Source organism: Sphingobium sp. CFD-1 (assembly GCF_024611115.1).
Lineage (GTDB): Bacteria > Pseudomonadota > Alphaproteobacteria > Sphingomonadales > Sphingomonadaceae > Sphingobium > Sphingobium baderi_A.
Map to the genome: position 1 here is coordinate 926143 of NZ_CP084398.1, position 15534 is coordinate 941676.

Below are 15534 nucleotides of genomic sequence, written 5' to 3' on the forward strand. Positions count from 1 at the left end.
GCTGTGCAACGAAAAGGCAGTGATAACGTCTTTCTGCTGACGTTGGTCGATTTTCTCGTTCAGGTCATATTTTTCGGCTTGTTTGTCTTTGTCGTTTATCAGGTCACGAGGAAGGCGAATGCGGAAGCTTACGATCGTAAGCAAGTCGATCAAGCAATCGAGATGGCCGGCGTATCGAATTTGACCGAGCTGACTGATGAACTCAGCAGGCTCGCGCCCGTTCGGCTTAAGGGATTGAGTCAGGTATTGGGTAAAGACTCTTCCGCAAAGGACGTGGAAGCTATGGTCGCTGCGATTGATCGATCCGGCGGCGCCAAGGGCACATCTGACGCGCTTTCTCGATTGGCGAAACTTGAGAAGGGCAGTGGGAAGCCATCATGCCTACTCGAATCTGCTGGTGGAGAGAGACGGGCGAAGACTCTCGCGTCGGCAGTTGGCTCTGGAAATTCCATCAGTTTCACAGGTGCCACCCCACAGCTAATCACCCTCTTATCTGAAGTGGATTTGAGTTATAGCCAAGTTCAAAGCTTGAGCTTTCGGCAGTTCACGCAGACATTTTCACGAGTTTTAAAGAAGTATCCTGACTGTCGATATACGATCGAATTTCGCGAAACCACGCGGATGGTAGACGCCCGAGATGCCGCCGGTCAGATTTTTTACCTGAGGATACGGCATTGAGCCTTTTTCTGCTTATTGCCGCTTCGGTTAGCGTTGTTCCGTCTGGTCAGACTTTTCGCTGTACTCCTACGCGGGTGTGGGATGGAGACGGTCCTGTTTGGTGCGCGGAGGGGCCTCGATTGCGCCTATCCGGGATCGCGGCGCGAGAAAGTGATGGTACGTGCCGATCTAACCAGCCTTGTCCGAGAGCATCGGCAGCAGCAGCCCGCGATGTTCTTGTTGGCTTGCTTGGGAGGCCGGTTGGCGTAGCCCCTGAAGGGCACGTATTGATTCGCGGACCAACCATGCGGTGTAACTCGGTAGGAGGAGCTGGCGGCAATCGGACAGCGGCATGGTGTGTTTCTCCAACAGTTGGAGATTTGTCGTGTCGTATGGTGGAATCGGGGGCCGTGTTGAAATGGCCTCGGTACTGGTTAAGCCACCGATGTTGATGCGTCTGTGCAAACTACCATCGCATTGTCCATGCCGAATTATATGCACAGATACGGTGGAAAAATCGGATGGATGATCTGACGGCCATCGCCAGTCAGCAGTACATCCATTCGGTTTTGCGTGAACGGATCGTGGAGCATGTGTTTGTTGGGGAGGTGCTTCGGCGGCTTTGGCAGCGCGGCATAACCGATGTGGAAGTTCTGCGATCTGAATTTGACGCGGGCGGTTACGACTTGGTGATGAGCCGAGGCAAGGTTACAAGGCACATTCAGTTCAAATCGGTCATGGTTGATGGTAAGGCTGCTCGCACAAGTGTCAGCCTGAAGCTGCTTCAGAAGCCAAGCGGCTGCGTCATTTGGATAGTGGTTACACCAGCGTTGGACATGGACTCCTTTCTCTGGTTCGGCGGCCTGCCGGGGCACCCCTTGCCTGATATTAGCGATTTTGCGGCAGTGAAACACACTAAGGGGAATGCCGACGGGGTGAAGTTTGAGCGACCTGGGCACCGTGTTGTCCCACGAAGGAAGTTTGAGAGGCTTGCCACGCTCGACGCGGTATTGCATCGCTTGTTCGGCGCATTACAGCCGGAGCCGCAGGTATAGCGCAGGTCGAATTTCGACATCGCTTCCTACCAAAGTGCCTTCACTAGGAAGCTGCCCAAACCGGATTTCTGCTGCGTTTGGGTCTGCCGTGGGATAAGGCGGAATTACCTCCCGGTTTCACCCAAAATTTGTCAGAAAACCTGACTATTTCAGAAATGCGTCAGAGGCCTTCGTAATGCGAGGGTCACGTGTTCGAGTCACGTAAGCGGCACCATTTCGGTCCAAAACCGCGAGTCCCTAGCACCGCCGCCTCTACGCCAGAGGCGGCGGTGAGGGTCCGCAGCAATTCGGTGCGGGTGCCAAGGATTCGCACGTCCGTCTTGCTATGGACTTCGACACGCTGAGCCACGGCCCGCACATGATTTCGGGCATAGGAACCATCATCATACCGGAGCTTCCGCTTCGCAGCCAACGCGAAGGCATGAAGGCTTTCGACCGTGATCTCCGGGCTGATCCGCTCGATGTGCGCGACCGCGCGCTCGGCATCGCCTCTCGCCTGGTCGCGGATGGCGGTCAGTTCCGCGATGCGCCCCTTGAGCGACGGATCGCCCATATCGACCAGTCCATTCTCGATCGCCTCGTAGAGCCGGGAGAGTTTGGTTTCGGCCTCGGTCGCCCGCCGTTCCATCTCGGCGACGTGCTGGCGGCGTTCGGTCACCCATTCCTCCCGCCGCGCGATAAGCTGGTCCATCAACACCTCAAGCCGCGCAGGATCGAGCAGGCGCTTTTCGAGATGCTCGATCACCGCCTCGTTCAACTGGTCCATCGGGAGAGACACGCCTGGGCATCCGGTCTTCCCTTTCGTGGCCTTGGTGGCGCAGGTGTAATAGCGATATTCCAGCCCGCTCCGGCTGGTGCCGGTGCGCAATGTCATCGCGGCCCCGCAGCACGCGCAGAAGCAGATGCCCGTCAATAGCGTCGTGCCGCCCACTGCACGCGGCGGCATCATCTTCGGGCTGCGCGCCTTCAAGGAGCGCTGCACGGCCTCGAACTCTGCCACCGTGACGATCGGCGGCGTCTCCATGATCGCGTGCTCGGCCTCGGGCTTCCGACGCCCTTTCTTTGCATCATAGGTATTGAAGCGGTGCTGGCCGATATAAGTCGTCCGGGTGAGCACCTGATGCACCATGCCCTTGCCCCAGCGCCCGCCATAGCGGGTGCGGATATTGTTCTCATTGAGCCAGCAGGCGATCGCCATGACCCCGATCGGCCCGCGTCCATCGACGCCTTCCAGCGCCAGACGGAAAATCCGGCGCACGGTCTCGGCATGGATCGGGTCGATTTCCAGCTTCTTCTTGATCTTCGCGCCGCGCCTCTCGGCTTCGACCACGCGGTAGCCGATCGGCGGGCGGGCGCCGTTCCAGAAACCCTGCCTCGCATTCTCGTTCATCGCGCGCAGCGTATGCTTGGCGGTTTCCTTCGACTGATATTCGTCGAACAGCGTCATGATCCTGCGCATCATCTCGCTCGCCGGATCATCGCCGAGAACCTGCGTGATCGAGACAAGCTGCACACCATTCTTCGCCAGCTTGCGGACGTAGAACTCGAACTGGAACTGGTCGCGGAAGAAGCGCGAGAAGCTATGGACGACGATCACGTCGAACGCGGGAGGCTTTTCCATCGCCGCGTCGATCATCGCCTGGAACGATGGGCGACGATCGTCGGTAGCCGTGTTGCCCGGCTCGACGAACTCGGCCGCGACCTCCCAGCCTTTCGAGAGGCAATAGCCCTCAAGCTGGCGGCGCTGGTCGGGAATCGACAGATCATGCTCCGCCTGACGTGGGGTGGAAACGCGCAGGTAGAGCGCGGCGCGGGCCGTGGCCACGAGCGGCGGCGTTTCGGTTTCGGCGTGAGCGACAGTCGCCATGACAACATCCTTTCATCAACCAGCGGCCCACGACCGCGATTACATCTTCTCCAGTCCCCGCACCGCCGACGACGCCAGCAGGAACAGCCGGTTCGGCTGCCGCGGGAAAGGCGTAAAGCCAAGTCCCTCGTAAAAGGCCGCCGCGCGTTCATCCTTGGCATCGACGACAATGGCCAGCACCGCCAGCGTCTCGGCGGCGCCGAGAATGCGCCGGATCGCATCCACCGCCAGGACTTCACCGAAGCCCTTGCCGCGCATCCGAACGTCCCGCGCAAGGCGTCCGATCAGCGCCGCTGGATAACCACTTTCATAGCGCGGCAGCTTGCGGGCGATTTCGTCAGGAAGCTCGCCCAGCTCCAGCTTGAAGGCGCTCAGGCTGTAAAAACCGACAATGCCCATCTCCGAATCCGTGGCGACGAAGACGCGCGCGACGTGACGGCGGTCATCCTGACCGGCGCGTCGCCGGAACCAGCCATCCAGATCGGCCTGCCCGCAAGAGAAGCGCGACCGATCATGGTGCTTGCCGAGGGCTTCGAAGACGATCGCCAATCGTCAGCCCACAAGATCGCGATGACGGCGCATGGCGGCGATCAGCCGCTCGGACGGCTCCGGCGGATTCATCAGCGCCTCGAAGAAGGCATCCCGATCCGCGCCGGACAGCACCAGGCGTTGATGCTCGTCGAGCACGCGACGCGCGCCTTCATAGGCGAGGTCTCCTGCCGTCAGGCCGGTGACGGCCGTCGCCTGCTGAATCAGGTCTTTGGCCGATGCGCTGACGCGCAGTTCGATCCGTTCGCGCTTCATCTCGCGCTCCGGTTTCCGGCGTTTTTGAAGGGCCGACATAGCTGATCTCCTTTGGAGAAAGATGTACGGCATAATACCGTGCCGGTCAATATCACCAGGGTTTGCCGGCCGTATCACCCGAGCGCAAAGACGCAGGACGCGAGACCCGATTTGCATCACGGCAGCGTCCCGAACAGCGCGTCCAGTTCCTCGCGCAAGCCGCCTTCGATGACGCGCAGTTCGGCATCGCCGATGGGAACCTGCTCGGGCCAGTCGTCGGTGACGATGATCGGCGCGTTGGCGGTGTTGCCGCGCTTTGACGCGCGCGTCGGCGGCGGCTGCATGTAGTAATCGTGCAGGTCTTCCAGCCCTTGCGACCAGCCTCGGGGAGCGCGACGGCGGCGTTTTCGAGAGAGTACCATGCACCCAAGCTGCCGCACGTCCCGCGGGAATCCAGCAAAATCGCCATTTCACAAACGTCTGCCGGACCATGGCGGCGGTGGTGGGATTCGGCGCACGGCGGCGCGAGGCGGAAATAGCGAAGCGAAGCGTAGCAGAGATACGTGCTGACGGCGGGATCGCGGATGCGCCATATCTCCCGGTTTGCTATCCTTCGGTCCATGGATTCGCGGACAGAGATCGATACCGGCAGAATCGACGAGGCGGTGCTTGCTCTGTTGTGGCTCAATCTCGACGCCACCGGCACGGCCTGGAAGGGTTTCGACTGGAGCGCGATGAATCGGCTGCATGAACGCGGGCTAATTTCCGATCCGGTGCGCAAGGCGAAGTCCGTCTGGCTGACCGATGAAGGCATGGCCGAGGCCGAGCGCCTGTTCTTCGAGCTGTTCTCCCCGCGCTGATTCCGTCACGGTGACATTGAGGGCGTAACCGACCATTGCTACCGACCCGTCTCGCCCTGCGATGAAACGCCGGGCGCATCATTGTCCTCTGTCCTGCCTGCCTGGCCGACCCTCACGGCCTTCCTCATGGCTGGATCTGATCGGGTCCGCCTGTCGGCGCAACGGCGCCGGACCACTTTTTTCCGCCGCCTTCGGCTTTGCAGCGCGAAACAAAAAAGTGGTCCTTTGGCCGTCCACGGGCCGCAAGCCCGGAACTCCGGGCAGCGGTGCGCTGCCGAACGTCCCCGATCCCCGATCGCCACGAGGCCGCGATGGGCGCGGCCCGGACAAGCGAACGGAGTATCATCATGAGCACCATCGGCACTTTCACCAGGGGCAAGGACGGCGTCATCGAGGGCAAGGTCGCCACCCTCACACTCAACACCCGCGCGAGGTTCGTGCCCGTGGAGAAGGATAGCGACCGGGCGCCCGACTACCGGCTGACCTTCGCCAACGCGGATCACATCGAGGTCGAGGTCGGCGCCGCCTGGATCAAGACCAGCCGCAACGAGCGCGACTACCTTTCGGTCAAGATCGACGATCCCTGTTTCCCTGCGCCGCTCTACGCAAGCCTGGTCGAGAGCAACGAGCACCCCGGCGAATACATCCTGCTCTGGTCCCGCTGACCAGCGCCATGCCCCGCCAGCAATGGCGGGGCGCTTCCTTCGGACGCCCGGTCGGGCGCCAGGGGCGATACAATCAGCCGCGCTGTCTTGTGCCAGTCATGAGTTGCCGCTACCGCTGCGAACAATTCTCAAAAAGAGAGCGAGGGGCAAAACCGAAAGGACCGACGATGACCCGCCATTTCTTGCCGCCATCGCATGATGCGGGCATCGTGCCCGCGATGCTGATCGCCGCGGCGCGTTGCTGGCGGGAAGCGTGGGACAATCGGCAGCCGGTCCAACCCGGTCTGTTCTCGCTGTTGTCCCGCGATGGTCACGATATGCTGGCGCCCGTGTTCGACAGCTTCCTGACTCTGGCCGAAGCGGTATCCGGCAGGCGGATCGCCGTCGGTAAGGGCACGCATCTCTCCGAAGACGAGCATCGTCTGATCGGTCTGTTCGAGGGCACCGGCTTTTCATCGGGTAAAAGCGGACTGGCCAGTTCGCTCGATTGCGCGGTGAAGTCGCTGCGCATCCTGTCGGCGCGGACTATCAGCACGCCAGTCGCACGCCTCGCAGCCTGAAATTCATCTTCTGAACATTGAGTGTGCCGGCATGGCCGGCGTGTCGTCCTGCGCCGCCAGGGCGGCGCGATCGTTGCTAAGGACTCCGTCCTCGCGCCGGTCAAGGGAAGTGGAACCGTCCGGGGCGGTATCCCCACCTTCCGCGGCAAGCCTTGTGCAGGCGGGTGATTCCCCTCCACCCCGGCCGCCCTTGCCAGTTGCTACCCTGGTCTCGCCGACGGGCAGAAGTTCAGGCGCGGCGTTCCGCTTCGCTGAACTTCAGACCCAGAGGATTTGAGACATGACCAGCAATGCACAGGCTCCCCGCAATGTGATCTTCAACGGCGATTGCATCGACGTGATGCGCAGCTTTGATGACGGCACGGTGGATTTCATCCTGACCGATCCGCCCTATGTGACCCGCTACCGGGACCGCCAGGGCCGCAAGGTGGCGAACGACGATAACGGCCGCTGGCTCCGCCCGGCCTTTGCCGAGATGCACCGCGTCTTGAAGGACGGAGGCTTTTGCGTCTCTTTCTATGGCTGGAACAAGATCGACCTTTTCATGGACGCATGGAAGGCGGCGGGCTTCCGTGTTGTCGGACACCTTGTTTTTCGCAAGCGTTATGCATCATCGGCCCGTTTCCTTCGCTATGAACATGAACAGGCTTATTTGCTGGCTAAGGGCAATCCCATCCGTCCGGCGCGGCCTATCCCCGATGTGCTGGACTTCCCCTATACCGGCAACCGTCTGCACCCCACCCAGAAGCCGATTGAGGCGCTGGTGCCGTTGATCGAGGCGTTCACGCAGCCGGGCGACCTTGTGCTGGACCCGTTCAGCGGCAGCGGTTCAACCCTGGCGGCAGCGCAGCAGCTAGGCCGCGACTGGACCGGCATCGAACTGGACAACGGCCACTATCACACCGCGCGCAGGCGGCTTGCCTCGCAGCGCCATCACCGGGCGGCCGCATAGGTCGCCCATCTCTCCCCACAAGCCGGAGGCAAGATCATGACGGATATCATCAGAACCTTCCGCCCCGAGCGGATGCCCAAGACCATCACCACGCCGGAAGGGGTGACTTACTATCGCACTGGACATACCGGCGAGACCATCGAAGGGGCGCGGCGACACGGGATCGAACCGGGATGGACGACCTACGAATACTGGATTCGTCCGGGCGACGATAGCAGGCGTCTTTACGCAATCAGTCCGACGCAATTCTGGCTTGAATGAAGCCATCCCCAGGCCATGCCCGGCTCACAGGGGGCGGGCATGGCTGGCGACGGCACCGATCGAAAGTCACGGTTCGCCGCAGGCCGCCACTCCCACGCCATGTGCGATCAGCGCAGCCGCGAAATCCGGCCGCATGTCCCGCAGGTCCATGCGGCCGGATTTTTCGCGGTCGCCGGGCATGGCCCGGCTCGTGCTCAACGTCTGTGAAGCTACTCGGCCGCGGGCGGCTCGATTTCAGCAACAAGATCGGCAGGGGTGACGTTCAGGGCCGAAGCCAGATGGAACAAGGTCACAACAGATGGATTGCGGCGTCCTCTTTCCAGATCACTGATATACTGTTGGGTAAAGCCGGACATTTCGGCCAGGCGCTCCTGGGTCAAGCCTTTGTCCTTTCTGAGCCTGACAAAGTTCAATCCTACGAGGCGGCGCATGTCCATGGCCGCAAAGCTGGACGATACAACTCATCCGGTTTATCCCATATAAGGTGTATCGACGGGAACCCGCAGTCCCGGCTGGCAGAAGATGCATCTGATGATGCGTGACACGCGCGTATCCGGCGCCGTAATTCGCGGTAAAACAGTTAACGGGCAACATGATGGGGGGCGCCATGAGTAGCAGCCAATTCGCGGATCGCGCGCCTGATGCGCCGCAGCTTACTGCCTATGACGAGAACCACCTTGCCGACTATATCCGGCTGCTAGACGCCGACGATGAAGGTGTCCCCTGGTCCGAGGCGGCAGCGCAAATCTTCGGTATCGTCCCCGCCGCCGAACCGGATCGGGCGAAGGCGATGCACGCCAGCCATCTCGCCCGCGCGCGGTGGATGACCGAAGTCGGCTATGCATATCTGCTCGGCCCGCGCGCCACCAGATAACGTTAACGCGCTGAGCAAAATCGACTTATTTCACCGTGCGGCTCCGGCATGCATCGGCGCGTTCTTCGCGCTGTCGGCAAAAACTCCGGCCTTGCATCCTCAAGGTTCCAGAAGTCGCGCCGGACGCGACCGGGAGGATGCCCATGACAAAACCGCCGTCACAGGCCCGACGCTCCGGGCCGAAACCAGACACGCCCGGCCGGTCGGAGTTCGCCGCCGCGTTCCTGCAACGCAATCGCCAGTATCGCGCCGCCCACGAGAGCCTCGGGCAGAATCCCACGACGGGCGCGCGATCCGCGCTAGCCCGTAAATGGGGGTTATCCTTTCGCCTACAGGGCGGATGACCTGTCGGGCACGGTCTTCTGGCGGCCCGAACTGACCGCCGTCACCGTGATCCTCGATGCCGCGCCGGAAGGATATGACGGCGCAAAGGCGGTCGATCCGCTGACGCTCGGCGCGCTGCTCGCCGACCGGGCCGGGATCGATGGCCGTCATGTCGTCGTCGCGGATGCGGCCGGCGAACATCGGCTGTGGCTGCGTGATCCGACGCCCGGCCGGCCGCTCGCCGCGATCGTCCCGCTCGACAAGGATTTCGTCACCCGCATCGCCAGCCTGCTGCGTTTCCACCGGCTCATTGCGGGCAGGCGGACTGGCCCGTTGCCGCGCGGCTGGCCGCTCACTGCAATCCGGGTATCCCGGCTCGAACTGATGCTGCGCGCGCTCGATCTGCGGCTCGCCGGGGCAACCTACCGCGAAATCGCGATCGCGCTCGACAGGGAGGAAGCCGCGCACCTTTCGGCATCCGACTTCAAGAACTCGGATTCCCGGTCCTTCGTCTACCGCCTCGTGCGCGACGCCACCGCCATGATGAAAGGCGGCTACCGCAAGCTGTTGCGCATCCGCTGATCGCGCCGGGCGCATGTCCGCGCCCGGGGGGGTGGTCACATCGGCGAGGTTGCGAATCTTCGTTCCCCACCCCGCCGTCAGCACTTCGCCATGATCGCCTCCTGCCACCCCGCGCCGCAGGAGACGCCCCTTGTCCAGAACACCCGTCAACCTTCCCCCGCGCTTCCTGCGGACCCCCGAGGCGGCGCGCTTCCTCGGCCTCTCCGGCCGCACCCTTGAGAAGCACCGCTATTTCGGGAGCGGCCCGGCCTATCGCCGGATCGGCGGACGGGTGGTCTATTGCGTGGACGACCTGCGCGCCTGGGCCGACCTCGGCACCAAATATTCCACGTCCGATCCCGGTCAGGACGATCTCATGCCGCGGCGGGATGCGGCCATCGCGCAGAGCCGGCGATGAAGCCCCGCCGTGCCTCTCTTTCGAGCGAGCGCGCGCAGCTTACGCTGTTCCCGTCGCTCGGCGGCGATCTTGCGCCCCGCGATTCCCAGGACCTCATGGCCTGGCCGTTTTTCAGTCTCGCCAAGCGCAGGCGTGTGACCCCGATCGACTTTCGCATGGGCGCCACATGGATCTCGGTCGAGGCCGTGCCCGAACATGGCATGGCGACCATCTGGGATGCCGATGTCCTGATATGGGCGGCGAGCCAGATCGTCGCCGCGCGCGACGCGGGCAAGCCGACCTCGCGGCTGATGGCCGCCACCCCCCACGAAATCCTCACCTTTACCGGGCGCGGCACCGGCAAGGATCACTACGACCGGCTGAAGGCTGCGCTCGACCGGCTGCAATCGACGACGGTCGCCACCTCGATCCGCCAGCAGCACCAGCGCCGCCGCCATCGCTTCTCGTGGATCAACGAATGGCAGGAGCGGCTGGACGGCGACGGGCGTCCGCTTGGGCTGGAGCTGATCCTGCCCGACTGGTTCTATGCCGGCGTGGTCGATCGCACGTTCGTGCTCACCATCGACCGGGCCTATTTCAATCTGACCGGAGGGCTGGAACGCTGGCTCTACCGGATCGTGCGCAAGCATGGCGGCCAGCAGGAAGGTGGCTGGAGCTTCGACGTCCAGCACCTTCACCTCAAATCCGGCGCGCTCTCGCCATTGAAGCAATTCGCGTTCGAGCTGCGCGCCATCGTCCGGCGCCAGCCCCTGCCGGGATATGCGCTGACCATCGACCGCGCCCTCGGCCGCGAACGGCTGACCTTCGTGCCGATCCCCGTCGATCCGCTCGATGCCGCCATGCGCCGGCTGGGCGCCGCGCTTGTGGATAACAGGCCATGAGACTCGGCCTATTGAAAACCGCCGGACTCGGCCGATTAAAAACCGCTGACTCGGCCTATAAAAAACCGCATCGCCTCGTAACCCATTGGAACGAAAGGCGGAATCGGCTTCCCTATAACTATGCTAACAATAAAGAATACTTCGTATTCTTTCTAACGCGGCGGCGCGTTGTGGATAATTCGCCAAGTCCGAGCAAATATCCAGCAGAAAACCCGCCATATCTACTACGCTACACCACTACGCCATTTCGTGACGTTTATCAATGCCGCGCGGGTGTAGGAGCAACTGTTGCCGGTGGGCGGCCATGATCGCCGTCCAGCACTTCGGCAGCATCTCGGGCGGCAAGGACAGCCAGGCCGTCCTGTGCCTGATGGTCGAGCGGATCGAGCGCAAGGGGCTGGCAGCGTTCGGCAACCGCGCCCCGCGCTTCCTCTGTGCCGACAACGGGCACGAGAACCCGATCACGCTCGATCATATTGCCTATCTCGACGACTGGCTCCGGCAGCGCGTTGGTTTGTCGATCGAGATATGCTCGGCGAACGATGTGCCCGGCCTCACCGACGAGGCGGCCTCTGCCCGCAAGCGCGGGATGCTGCGCGAGGAATGGTCGAAGGAGAAGCGGCGAACCCGCCACAAGGGCGCGTGCAACCAGCGCCGCGCCGCATGGCGGGCGGGTTTGCTCACCAGAGCGGAATGGCTCGCCGGGTGCGATTGCCCCGTCCTGGTCTCGCCGCCTGTCCCCGACCCTCTGATCGACCGCGCGATCGCGCTGCTGCATCCCACCGGCATCCCGTTCCTCGACATGGCGATGCTGCACGGCCGGTTTCCCGGCACCAAAACCCGCTACTGCACCGACGAGACGAAGCTGATCCCGATGATGCACCGCAAGCGCCCGCTGCTCGACGCGGGCGTGCCGGTCATCGACTGGATCGGCGAGCGGGCTGACGAAAGCCCGGCGCGGGCGAAGAAGCCGCCGATCCAGTCGAAGCGCTATCCCTCCGGCGCCCGACAAGTGCTCTACCGGCCGATCTTCCGCTGGTCGGCAGCCGATGCCTTCGCGATTTCGGAACGGCACGGCCTGCGCCACAATCCGCTCTACACGATGGGCATGAGCCGGGTCGGCTGCTCGACCTGCATCATGGTCAGGAAGCGCGAACTGCGCGCATGGGCCATGCGCTTTCCCGCCGAAGTCGATCGCGTGCGGGAATGGGAACGGCTGGTCAGCCTCGTCTCCCGCCGTAGCGCCGTAGCCGGCACCCCGGCCTCGCTGCTGCCCGCGCCGACCGTCCCCGGCGATCCCGCCGACCACGGCCGCGCCACCATCGACCGGGCGATTGCATGGTCGCGCACCAGCCGGGGCGGCCGCAACTACGACCTGTTCATCGACCAGGAGCAACGCGAGGCCGACGAGCACGGCCTGCGCTGCGACAGCGAATACGGGCTGTGCGAATGATGCGCGCGCTCGACCTGTTCAGCGCGGCGGCGGGCGGATGGTCGCTCGGCCTGCATCGCGCGGGCTTCGTCACCGTCGCGGCCTGCGAGATCGTCGAGTGGCGCCGCATCCTCTACGCGGAGAACAATCCTCATGTCCGGCTCTACGAAGACGTCCGCGGACTCACGGCAGCTCGCCTTGTTTCCGATCTCGGATTCCTCCCCGACATCATCGTCGGCAGCCCGCCGTGCCAGGACATCTCCAGCGCCAACACCAAAGGCAAGGGAATCGAGGGCGAACGGTCGGGTCTCTATCTCGAAGCCGTCCGCCTGGTCGGAGATTGCCGCCCTCGCTGGTTCGCTTTTGAGAACAGCGCTAACCTCAGAACTCGCGGCGCTGACCGGCTGCTCGATGCGCTGGAAGCGCTCGGCTACGCCTGCGAACCGTGCGTGGTGGGTGCTGACAATGTCGGTGCCAACCATGTCCGCAAGCGCTCCTGGCTTATCGGCTACGATCCAGGACAGCTTGCCCACGCCGCGATCCAGCGATGCGGCGCATGGGCCGGAAATGTGCAAGGTGCGCGGCGAGAAGACAACCGGCATGAACCTGCCGACGATGATGCATCCCGCGGCGCAGGACCGGATGCTGCCGACCCCGATGGCGACGGACGGGATGACGGACGGCGCGGGCGGCGGGGCGGGATCGACATATCCGCTGCGGATGATCCTGGCGACGCCGCGCAAGTCGGATGCGGATCGGGGCGGACGCGGCGACATATTGAGCCAGTTGCAGGGCCATGCCAGCCGTCATGCCGGGATGATGGGAACACCGACCGCGAACCCGGCTCCGCGCGGCAGTGTCCTGCGCAAGCACAAGGGCCGGATGACTTCGGACCAGGACGATTTCGACCGGACGCCGACGATCGGCGAGGTGCTGCATTTCGACAGCCTGGAGCCACCTTACGGCATGATGCCGACGCCAGTGAAACCGAACGGCGGGCGCCGGTTGAGCGCACAGGAAATCGAGACCGGCAAACGGGCGAACGGCGCGAAAGCGCAGATCGACACGCCGAACCTGCTGCGCCATGCGGCGGAAATCCTCCCCACCCCGACGAAACGGGACAGCCGGATGGACGGCTGGAGTCCAGCCTACGACCGCAGGAAATCCCCGACGATGGATGCGGTGATGGACGGCGCGATGACGGATCGCGCGCCGGACAAATGGGCGGGCGCCCGCGCACTGGCGGCGATGCTCAGGAGCCATGGGCTGACTGGAACGGCGGCCTTGCCCGTCACCTATGGGTGGATGATGGGATATCCGCCTGGGTGGCTGGCACGCGCATTGCGCTCGGCTCTCGCAAAGGGACTTCTGCGGCCAGTCTGATCGTCGAAGCCTTCGGCGACGCCGTGCTCCCGCAAATCCCCGAAGCCATCGGCCGCGCGATCCTGCGCACCGAAGCCGCGCTCGACCTCGCGCTCGGGCGCACATCCATCCCCATGCCCGGAGACGAACGATGAGCGATCCCGCGCGCCCGGAGCGCATAGACTTCAGCGCGTTCGAGGCCGGGCTGCGCCGGCAGCCGGCGGAGCGGGAAACGCCCCACCATAACCCGGCCATACCATCCGCGATCGCATCCAGCTCACGGCTGACCGAGGTGGAACTCACCTGGATCGAGAAAAAGCTGGAGCACTGGATGCGCTTCGGCCGCATCGCCCAGGATCGCATCCTGACGCGCAAGACCCGCGTCGTGAGCTTCCGGCCGGGCGCGATCTTCGCCTTCGTCCGCTGGTCCGCGAACGATTACGGCACGATCAGTTCGCGCATCGACATCATGCGCGCGGTGGCCACGGGCGAGCCATACACCACGTTGCCCTTCGTGCGGCCGGGCGGCGAAATTCTCCTGCATATCGAGGGCTGGCCGAAGGTCCAGCAGGTGCTCGCCGCGATCGACGCGGTGGAGACGGCGGGCGTCGATCCCTGCGACGCTGCGCCCGATCATTGGCGCCATGTCCACAACCGCATCGCCGCCGGCCTCCCACCGCGTCCCTATACGATGGAGCGCCATCGCGCCTGGCTCAAGCGCCGGGAGGTCGAGGGATGAAGCGCCGCCGCTATGTCATGACGACGGCTATCACGGCATCCGCCTTCGCGGCCTCGTTTGTTGCCATCGCGGTCGCCGATCCGCGCCCGCGCATCATCTGGAACGCCAGCGCCAGCGCGCCCATCGGCCTCTATCGCATCCATCCCGACCGCGATCCGCCCACTGGGGCATTGGTCGCCGTCACGCCGCCCGAACACCTCGCCCGCTGGTTGGCGGGGCGCGGCTATCTGCCCGAGGGCGTGCCGCTCCTGAAGCATGTCGCGGCGAAAGCCGGGCAGCGGATTTGCCGGATCGATGTCGTCGTGAGCGTCGATGGGCAGTCGGTCGCCGTGGCGCGGCAACGCGATGGTCAGGGCCGCCCGCTGCCTGTCTGGCGGGGCTGCCGGACACTCGGACCCGACGAGATGTTCCTGCTCAATCCCACCGTCCCCGACAGTCTGGACGGCCGCTATTTTGGGCCGCTCCCGACATCGACCGTCATCGGAACGGCAACGCCGGTGCACCTGCGCGCGCCGTCCCCGACAACTTCACCCCCCAGCGAAAAGGAGATCGGCCATGCCGACCAATATCTTTGAACCCTCCGGCGACGGCTATGCCGGGCGCATCCGGCTGTTCGGAATCGACGAGACGATCGTGCTTGTCGTGCTCGATTCGACCGACATCGAGAATGCGCCCGATTACCGCATCCATCTCGATGACGAGGGTGGTCCCGAGGTCGGCGCTGCGTGGAAACGGGTCGGCGAACGCGCGGGCGACTACATCGCCCTCGAGATCGACAGCCCGATTTTTCTCTCGCCGTTCCGTCCGGTGCTGTTCCGCGCCGACGACAAGGGCCGGACGTTCCGGCTGTCGTGGACGCGCCTGCGGTCGCGCGATGATCGCGCCGATCAGCCGCGGCGCTGACGCTCTCTCTTCCCCCGCAAACGAAAGGTAGACTCATGAACCAGATCACCATCGGCACGTTCCGCCGCGACAACGGCTCCTGGAAGGGCCGCATCCAGACGCTCGGTCTCGACGCGCCGATCTATCTCGCCGAGGTCGATCCCCGCGAGAACGAGGGCAAATGTCCCGACATGCGTGTCTATCTCGGCGAGAATGCCGAGGGATTCCCGATCGGCGAGGCGCGGCATCGCCCCGGTGGACCGGGCGGATTCCACATTGCGGTGCGCATCGACGGCCCGCTCTTTCCGCGACCGATCGACGCCATGCTGCTCACCGCCGGACATGGCGACGTTCATTATCTGGTCTGGAACCGCCCGCCCGAACCGGCCAGCGGAGGTTGA

At 63.8% G+C, this 15534-nt stretch carries 24 protein-coding genes and 1 pseudogene; 20 read left to right on the plus strand and 5 right to left on the minus strand.

Annotation, left to right across the window (positions count from 1 at the left end; all coding sequences use genetic code 11):
- The first annotated feature begins 3 nt into the window (after positions 1-3).
- From LDB26_RS04735 to LDB26_RS04745, 3 genes are all read left to right on the plus strand, one after another.
- On the plus strand, positions 4-678 hold the full coding sequence (locus LDB26_RS04735) for a hypothetical protein (RefSeq protein ID WP_257540746.1): 675 nt from the start codon (positions 4-6) through the stop codon (positions 676-678).
- 8 nt (positions 679-686) lie between these two features.
- Positions 687-1109 (plus strand): hypothetical protein, encoded by a 423-nt coding sequence (locus tag LDB26_RS04740; RefSeq protein WP_373886189.1) that lies wholly within the window; start codon positions 687-689, stop codon positions 1107-1109.
- Between the two features lie 69 nt (positions 1110-1178).
- Positions 1179-1712: a hypothetical protein gene (locus tag LDB26_RS04745; RefSeq protein ID WP_257540750.1), complete on the plus strand. Its 534-nt coding sequence runs from the start codon at positions 1179-1181 to the stop codon at positions 1710-1712.
- Between the two features lie 184 nt (positions 1713-1896).
- Here LDB26_RS04745 and LDB26_RS04750 read toward each other — a convergent pair whose 3' ends face one another.
- From LDB26_RS04750 to LDB26_RS04765, 4 genes are all read right to left on the minus strand, one after another.
- Positions 1897-3579, minus strand: a complete 1683-nt coding sequence (locus tag LDB26_RS04750) for a recombinase family protein (RefSeq protein WP_082635171.1) — start codon at positions 3577-3579, stop codon at positions 1897-1899.
- 39 nt (positions 3580-3618) lie between these two features.
- Entirely contained in the window at positions 3619-4128 is a 510-nt protein-coding gene (locus LDB26_RS04755) for a GNAT family N-acetyltransferase (protein WP_062064403.1), read from the minus strand.
- Positions 4129-4131: 3 nt separating this feature from the next.
- On the minus strand, positions 4132-4422 hold the full coding sequence (locus tag LDB26_RS04760) for a DUF1778 domain-containing protein (RefSeq protein WP_062064405.1): 291 nt from the start codon (positions 4420-4422) through the stop codon (positions 4132-4134).
- A gap of 116 nt (positions 4423-4538) precedes the next feature.
- Positions 4539-4784: a hypothetical protein gene (locus tag LDB26_RS04765; protein ID WP_139181290.1), complete on the minus strand. Its 246-nt coding sequence runs from the start codon at positions 4782-4784 to the stop codon at positions 4539-4541.
- A gap of 198 nt (positions 4785-4982) precedes the next feature.
- Here LDB26_RS04765 and LDB26_RS04770 point away from each other — a divergent pair, with 198 nt between their 5' ends.
- The 5 genes from LDB26_RS04770 to LDB26_RS04790 all read left to right on the plus strand — a co-directional run bounded on the left by LDB26_RS04770 (position 4983) and on the right by LDB26_RS04790 (position 7660).
- Positions 4983-5222: a DUF6429 family protein gene (locus LDB26_RS04770; protein WP_062068658.1), complete on the plus strand. Its 240-nt coding sequence runs from the start codon at positions 4983-4985 to the stop codon at positions 5220-5222.
- Between the two features lie 347 nt (positions 5223-5569).
- Positions 5570-5887: a DUF736 domain-containing protein gene (locus tag LDB26_RS04775; RefSeq protein WP_062064407.1), complete on the plus strand. Its 318-nt coding sequence runs from the start codon at positions 5570-5572 to the stop codon at positions 5885-5887.
- 167 nt (positions 5888-6054) lie between these two features.
- Positions 6055-6447, plus strand: a complete 393-nt coding sequence (locus LDB26_RS04780) for a hypothetical protein (RefSeq protein WP_062064409.1) — start codon at positions 6055-6057, stop codon at positions 6445-6447.
- A 280-nt stretch (positions 6448-6727) separates the two neighbouring features.
- Positions 6728-7399 (plus strand): DNA methyltransferase, encoded by a 672-nt coding sequence (locus LDB26_RS04785; RefSeq protein ID WP_062064411.1) that lies wholly within the window; start codon positions 6728-6730, stop codon positions 7397-7399.
- A 36-nt stretch (positions 7400-7435) separates the two neighbouring features.
- The gene (locus tag LDB26_RS04790; RefSeq protein WP_062064413.1) at positions 7436-7660 is read left to right on the plus strand and encodes a hypothetical protein; all 225 of its coding nucleotides are present in this window, start codon (positions 7436-7438) and stop codon (positions 7658-7660) included.
- Between the two features lie 209 nt (positions 7661-7869).
- Here LDB26_RS04790 and LDB26_RS04795 read toward each other — a convergent pair whose 3' ends face one another.
- Positions 7870-8097, minus strand: coding sequence for a helix-turn-helix domain-containing protein (locus LDB26_RS04795; RefSeq protein ID WP_062064415.1), 228 nt, complete (start codon positions 8095-8097; stop codon positions 7870-7872).
- Between the two features lie 170 nt (positions 8098-8267).
- Between LDB26_RS04795 and LDB26_RS04800 the strand changes: the two genes are divergently transcribed.
- The 12 genes and pseudogenes from LDB26_RS04800 (at position 8268) to LDB26_RS04855 (ending at position 15534) form a co-directional block, all read left to right on the plus strand.
- Positions 8268-8534, plus strand: a complete 267-nt coding sequence (locus LDB26_RS04800) for a hypothetical protein (protein ID WP_062064418.1) — start codon at positions 8268-8270, stop codon at positions 8532-8534.
- A gap of 143 nt (positions 8535-8677) precedes the next feature.
- On the plus strand, positions 8678-8878 hold the full coding sequence (locus LDB26_RS04805) for a transcriptional regulator domain-containing protein (protein WP_139181289.1): 201 nt from the start codon (positions 8678-8680) through the stop codon (positions 8876-8878).
- 46 nt (positions 8879-8924) lie between these two features.
- Positions 8925-9440, plus strand: coding sequence for a DUF2285 domain-containing protein (locus tag LDB26_RS04810; RefSeq protein ID WP_231746246.1), 516 nt, complete (start codon positions 8925-8927; stop codon positions 9438-9440).
- A gap of 130 nt (positions 9441-9570) precedes the next feature.
- Complete coding sequence (locus tag LDB26_RS04815) at positions 9571-9837, plus strand: AlpA family transcriptional regulator (RefSeq protein ID WP_062064420.1); 267 nt, start codon at positions 9571-9573, stop codon at positions 9835-9837.
- Positions 9834-10718, plus strand: a complete 885-nt coding sequence (locus tag LDB26_RS04820; protein WP_062064422.1) for a replication initiator protein A — start codon at positions 9834-9836, stop codon at positions 10716-10718. Before LDB26_RS04815 ends, LDB26_RS04820 begins: the two co-directional genes overlap by 4 nt.
- A 304-nt stretch (positions 10719-11022) precedes the next feature.
- Positions 11023-12171, plus strand: coding sequence for a phosphoadenosine phosphosulfate reductase family protein (locus tag LDB26_RS04825; RefSeq protein ID WP_062064424.1), 1149 nt, complete (start codon positions 11023-11025; stop codon positions 12169-12171).
- Positions 12171-12614: pseudogene (locus LDB26_RS21595) on the plus strand (DNA cytosine methyltransferase); the annotation flags it as partial. The gene LDB26_RS04825 and the pseudogene LDB26_RS21595, both read left to right, overlap by 1 nt.
- Positions 12615-12750: 136 nt before the next feature.
- The gene (locus LDB26_RS04835; RefSeq protein ID WP_257540754.1) at positions 12751-13533 is read left to right on the plus strand and encodes a hypothetical protein; all 783 of its coding nucleotides are present in this window, start codon (positions 12751-12753) and stop codon (positions 13531-13533) included.
- A gap of 130 nt (positions 13534-13663) precedes the next feature.
- Positions 13664-14251, plus strand: a complete 588-nt coding sequence (locus tag LDB26_RS04840) for a DUF2840 domain-containing protein (RefSeq protein ID WP_082635175.1) — start codon at positions 13664-13666, stop codon at positions 14249-14251.
- Positions 14248-14826, plus strand: a complete 579-nt coding sequence (locus tag LDB26_RS04845) for a S26 family signal peptidase (protein ID WP_062064427.1) — start codon at positions 14248-14250, stop codon at positions 14824-14826. The genes LDB26_RS04840 and LDB26_RS04845 overlap by 4 nt, the downstream gene beginning before the upstream one ends.
- A complete protein-coding gene (locus LDB26_RS04850) occupies positions 14807-15154 on the plus strand; it encodes a DUF736 domain-containing protein (RefSeq protein ID WP_062064429.1) in 348 nt (115 codons plus the stop codon). The genes LDB26_RS04845 and LDB26_RS04850 overlap by 20 nt, the downstream gene beginning before the upstream one ends.
- 35 nt (positions 15155-15189) lie before the next feature.
- Positions 15190-15534, plus strand: a complete 345-nt coding sequence (locus LDB26_RS04855; RefSeq protein WP_062064431.1) for a DUF736 domain-containing protein — start codon at positions 15190-15192, stop codon at positions 15532-15534.

Bases quoted from the DNA above. Each gene is read 5' to 3' on its own strand.
- LDB26_RS04745 (WP_257540750.1), top strand. From the start codon at position 1,179: ATGGATGATCTGACGGCCATCGCCAGTCAGCAGTACATCCATTCGGTT.
- LDB26_RS04750 (WP_082635171.1), bottom strand. From the start codon at position 3,579: ATGGCGACTGTCGCTCACGCCGAAACCGAAACGCCGCCGCTCGTGGCC.
- LDB26_RS04760 (WP_062064405.1), bottom strand. From the start codon at position 4,422: ATGTCGGCCCTTCAAAAACGCCGGAAACCGGAGCGCGAGATGAAGCGC.
- LDB26_RS04765 (WP_139181290.1), bottom strand. From the start codon at position 4,784: ATGGTACTCTCTCGAAAACGCCGCCGTCGCGCTCCCCGAGGCTGGTCG.
- LDB26_RS04770 (WP_062068658.1), top strand. From the start codon at position 4,983: ATGGATTCGCGGACAGAGATCGATACCGGCAGAATCGACGAGGCGGTG.
- LDB26_RS04775 (WP_062064407.1), top strand. From the start codon at position 5,570: ATGAGCACCATCGGCACTTTCACCAGGGGCAAGGACGGCGTCATCGAG.
- LDB26_RS04780 (WP_062064409.1), top strand. From the start codon at position 6,055: ATGACCCGCCATTTCTTGCCGCCATCGCATGATGCGGGCATCGTGCCC.
- LDB26_RS04785 (WP_062064411.1), top strand. From the start codon at position 6,728: ATGACCAGCAATGCACAGGCTCCCCGCAATGTGATCTTCAACGGCGAT.
- LDB26_RS04790 (WP_062064413.1), top strand. From the start codon at position 7,436: ATGACGGATATCATCAGAACCTTCCGCCCCGAGCGGATGCCCAAGACC.
- LDB26_RS04795 (WP_062064415.1), bottom strand. From the start codon at position 8,097: ATGGACATGCGCCGCCTCGTAGGATTGAACTTTGTCAGGCTCAGAAAG.
- LDB26_RS04800 (WP_062064418.1), top strand. From the start codon at position 8,268: ATGAGTAGCAGCCAATTCGCGGATCGCGCGCCTGATGCGCCGCAGCTT.
- LDB26_RS04805 (WP_139181289.1), top strand. From the start codon at position 8,678: ATGACAAAACCGCCGTCACAGGCCCGACGCTCCGGGCCGAAACCAGAC.
- LDB26_RS04820 (WP_062064422.1), top strand. From the start codon at position 9,834: ATGAAGCCCCGCCGTGCCTCTCTTTCGAGCGAGCGCGCGCAGCTTACG.
- LDB26_RS04825 (WP_062064424.1), top strand. From the start codon at position 11,023: ATGATCGCCGTCCAGCACTTCGGCAGCATCTCGGGCGGCAAGGACAGC.
- LDB26_RS04835 (WP_257540754.1), top strand. From the start codon at position 12,751: ATGAACCTGCCGACGATGATGCATCCCGCGGCGCAGGACCGGATGCTG.
- LDB26_RS04840 (WP_082635175.1), top strand. From the start codon at position 13,664: ATGAGCGATCCCGCGCGCCCGGAGCGCATAGACTTCAGCGCGTTCGAG.
- LDB26_RS04845 (WP_062064427.1), top strand. From the start codon at position 14,248: ATGAAGCGCCGCCGCTATGTCATGACGACGGCTATCACGGCATCCGCC.
- LDB26_RS04850 (WP_062064429.1), top strand. From the start codon at position 14,807: ATGCCGACCAATATCTTTGAACCCTCCGGCGACGGCTATGCCGGGCGC.
- LDB26_RS04855 (WP_062064431.1), top strand. From the start codon at position 15,190: ATGAACCAGATCACCATCGGCACGTTCCGCCGCGACAACGGCTCCTGG.